The organism is Flagellimonas spongiicola (assembly GCF_023502425.1).
Lineage (GTDB): Bacteria > Bacteroidota > Bacteroidia > Flavobacteriales > Flavobacteriaceae > Flagellimonas > Flagellimonas spongiicola.
On the sequence record NZ_JAMFMA010000008.1, the window covers coordinates 1 to 3,975 of the forward strand.

Annotated in this window: 1 protein-coding gene; it reads right to left on the reverse strand. The window is 40.1% G+C overall.

Annotation, left to right across the window (positions count from 1 at the left end):
- Nucleotides 1–3,936, reverse strand: a 3,936-nt coding sequence (locus tag M3P19_RS16860; RefSeq protein WP_249658870.1) for a PKD domain-containing protein, incomplete at its 3' end; no start/stop codon positions are given.
- Nucleotides 3,937–3,975: the final 39 nt, after the last annotated feature.

A 3,975-nucleotide genomic window follows, 5' to 3' on the forward strand; every position in this document is an offset into this window, starting at 1 on the left:
TGTGGCAACCAATTGGGCAATTGGAGGTTGGTTTGCTAACTCTTCAACAATTGAAAAATTGACTGTAATGGTTGTACCCTGCTCACCTGATAATCCTGAGCCACTAAATGGGGTGCCACTTATGCTATAACTACCAATAGGGAATTGTTCACCGAAATAATTACCGGAAACATCTCCATATAATGCGTATGGAGCTACACTTTCTCCTCTTGTATTCTGTAAAGGACCTGTTAGTTCCAATAAAACACTACCTACTGTAGGCGGATTAGTATTGGCTCTAATGTTTACTAAAAGACTTTCTATCTCACTGATATCGATTTGCAATCCTTCAAATATGTTATAAATATCATTATTTGTTGCAGAATCCACCATTGTAAATCCGGTTACACCTTCTTGATTTGGATCAATAACAGTGATGGCCAAAGAAGAACTGTCTTCAAGCCCTTCATCATCAGTTACTGTAAGAGATACATTATATATTCCTGGTCCGGTAAAGGTATGATCAGGATTTTCCTGATTCGAGTTATTGCCATCACCAAAATCCCAAAAATACAGGGCTATAGAATTGTCATCTGTGGACTGACTGCCATCGAAAGAAACTACTAGCGGCGCTTCACCACCCAAAATAGATGCATTAGCTACAGCAACTGGAGCAATGTTTTGGGTTGGGGCAGATTCTAAATTAATTGAAAATTCACTGGAGGTACCATGATTGATGGTAAGAATGGCACTTCTTCCAGCTCCGGTGCCAGAAAGTGAAACACCTATAGTATGTGTACTATCCACTGTTAACAAAGCATTGGATAATGCTCCATTTTCAATAGCGAAGTCACTAGCATCGGGACCTGTTATTTCCATGGATCGAATATAAATCCCTATGTTGCCATTCAATATGTTAATATCTACCAGTGCTGTATCGTTGTCATTAATCTGCACTGTAGCGGGACCAATTAATTGACTGCTAATACTTGTGATACCTATTGGATTGTCATCGCCAAGGTATTCCATGTTTTTTTGATTTCCGCCGCCTCTATTTGGAGAGCCGCCTAATACATGAATTCCAGACCCAGAAACTATCGCTTGAAACCCATGACGTTCGTAATTAAGATCTCCTAATCTTTCCCAACTTTGTGTAGTAGGATCATATTGCTCCGTTATTTTCAAAGCATCGTCCATATTTTCTCCATATACCACTTCGTTTTCAACTTCACCACCAATGACCAATAATTTATTGTTGAAATTCACAGTTGCTGCCCCAGCACGTGGGGTAGGCAAATTTTGATCTAGAGGCAATGTGGTCCATACACTAGTTGTGAAATCATAGACATCCACTTCCATTATCGTTGGTTTCCATACGCCTCCGTTTCCACCTGAAAGCCTACCACCGGCCGCATATAATTTGTTGTTGATAACAACGGCTGCGAAATGATCTCTCGCTCTAGGTGCATCTGCCAATATTGTCCAACTTCCGGTTTTAGGATCATACACATCAAATTGAGCAACATAACCACCATTATGACCAATAGTATTACCTCCCAGAAGATAGAACATATCATTGTAAAGAACTAAGCCGGCACCTCCTCTTCGTCTTTCAATAGGTATTTCTGGACCTTGTATCCATTCAGTTGTAGAAGGATCGAATATCCAAATATGTTCTGCAGGTGTCTCATTTGGGAAGTTATTATCTTGAAAAGCTCCAATTACCCAAATTAACCCTTGGTATTCTACAGCTTGGAAATGGTTAAATTCGAAAGGTGCAGAATCAGTGAGGGTGGACCAGGTATCAGATTGATAGCTATAGACGTCAATGGATCTAGCATTTTCCCTACCACCCATAAGATAAAATTTATCGCCTGCTTGAACAAAAGAAGACTCATGTCTGGCGGTATAATTCTCGTTTTCATCTTTATCCACCCAAGCTGTTGAGGTATTAACCGTTATTTGAATTACATCAGTATCCTGTAGTCCGTCTGCATCTGTTACCGTCAATGTAGCTAAAAAGGTACCAATAGAACCATAAGTATGAATTGGGTTTGCATCATTAGAAATATTCCCATCACCAAAATCCCAAGCATAGCTTACAATCCCGGAGTCATCTGTTGATTGATCTCCGGAAAATGTCACTGTTAAAGGTATTTCTCCTTCGATTGTGTCAGCATTGATTTCAGCAATTGGTGACCCGGCTATCTTTTTTATTAATACCACCCAATCTTTATCAGGGTTGTTTGGCGCTTCTCCAATTTCCCTTTCCAAGCCTCCCACAATGTAGCTTAAGCTACCATTTTGCAAGGCTCCACCATTTTCTGGATCAAACCAAGCAATGGAAAAAGTCCCGTTCAATGAACTTAGGTCTATTGTGGTTGTAAGTCCTTGAGGTTTGAAAACAACATAAATTTCATCTTCCTTTCCCAAACAATATGCAAGCTCACTTGATGTTAGGTTATCAGCGTTTTCCATTTCCCAAAAAGGGAGTTCTTGATGGAAAAAATCCAAAGCAATCTTTGCATCTTGCCATTTGGATTCCCTACTTCTGAAATCTTGAGCCGAAAGATCTGTCTCTCCAGTACTATAACCATAATAGTACTCAACACCATAGCCTCCAGCAAGTAAAGTACCCCACAAGGATTTATGCCTTACTTCATCCCTGTTATCAGGGATAATCCCCTTGTTGCCCGAAAAGGTTGCATCTGCAGCAACACCAGCTTGCGGATCACCTTGTTCATCATTGGCAACCGCCCAAGGTTTACCTGCAACTTTGGATGCTTCCACCCAACGTTTTACATCGGCGTGAATATCACCAATAAGAGATTGTATGGAGGGGCCTGTTAGCGCATTTCCAGTTCCAAGTAAAGGTTGATACAATTGATCTTGTTCGTCGGGAAAAGAATGAACTGTAATTGGATGATCGTATGGATCTATTGCACGAATATAATCGGCATAAGCAACAATCCTACTATTGGAGCTATCGCCTAAATTACTGTATAAATCATTTTCTTCGCCTAAATTCCAATTTAAGGCTAAATGATGTCCGAATCTGGACACCAATTCACGATAGTATAGTTTACGTTCTACATCTAACTCACCACCATCCAACAAGAGATCATTTTCGGTTTCTTGCGTTTTAAAATGCAAAAACATTCCCTTAGAATCTCCGTGCGATAGTATTATCTCCCATTGTTCTAATTTGGAAACATCATAACGCAATCTGTTTGCAATTTCGTTTGCTGAATTTCCGTTTAAGTCACTATGATTTACAGCTGCCCATGGCCAAACATCTTGCCCATCACCATTTACACTCATTGTTATAAAGGAGAAGGCATTCATGCCTTGGGTTGACAAATAGTTAATCGCCCCTATTAATCCAGTTCCTTTATTTCCTTGCCATGTTGGGTTTCCATTTACCCAATCTGAAGAATGTGGAAGCCAGTCTTTTTTCGCAACAGTATTATCAAAATCGCCATAGGCTAGTAAGTTTTCCGGAGAATCTGTTCCCACTTTTAGGAAGTAAGTTTGGGTTTCCTGATATTGATAAAAATGTCCACCAACATAATCAAGCCTTCCATTCGCCCGATTATCGGGCAGAATTTTGTCATTGGAGGTTATGATGAAGCTGCCATTGGCACCATCAAATGATGTAGGTGTTCCGGCAGTTGGATCAAGATTAATGGCAACCTGATTACCCGTTCTAAATGATGTCGCATAAGTCCATTCTCCAATTTCATCAGGACTGAACCTAGCTGCCCATTTTCGTCCGGAGATTGCACTGGTTTCTGCAGCATTGCCATCTGCAGCATAGAATCCTGGAACAATATATACTTGACCAGTTGGACTTGTGAATTGAACATTTAGGCGATAATCCAAAAATGGATTTACAACGTCATTTTCACTAACCAGAGGGCCATTAAATACTAATTGAACTGGATGCCATTTTTTCATTTCGCCTAAGACTAGCGTGATATTACTGTCAATAACTTC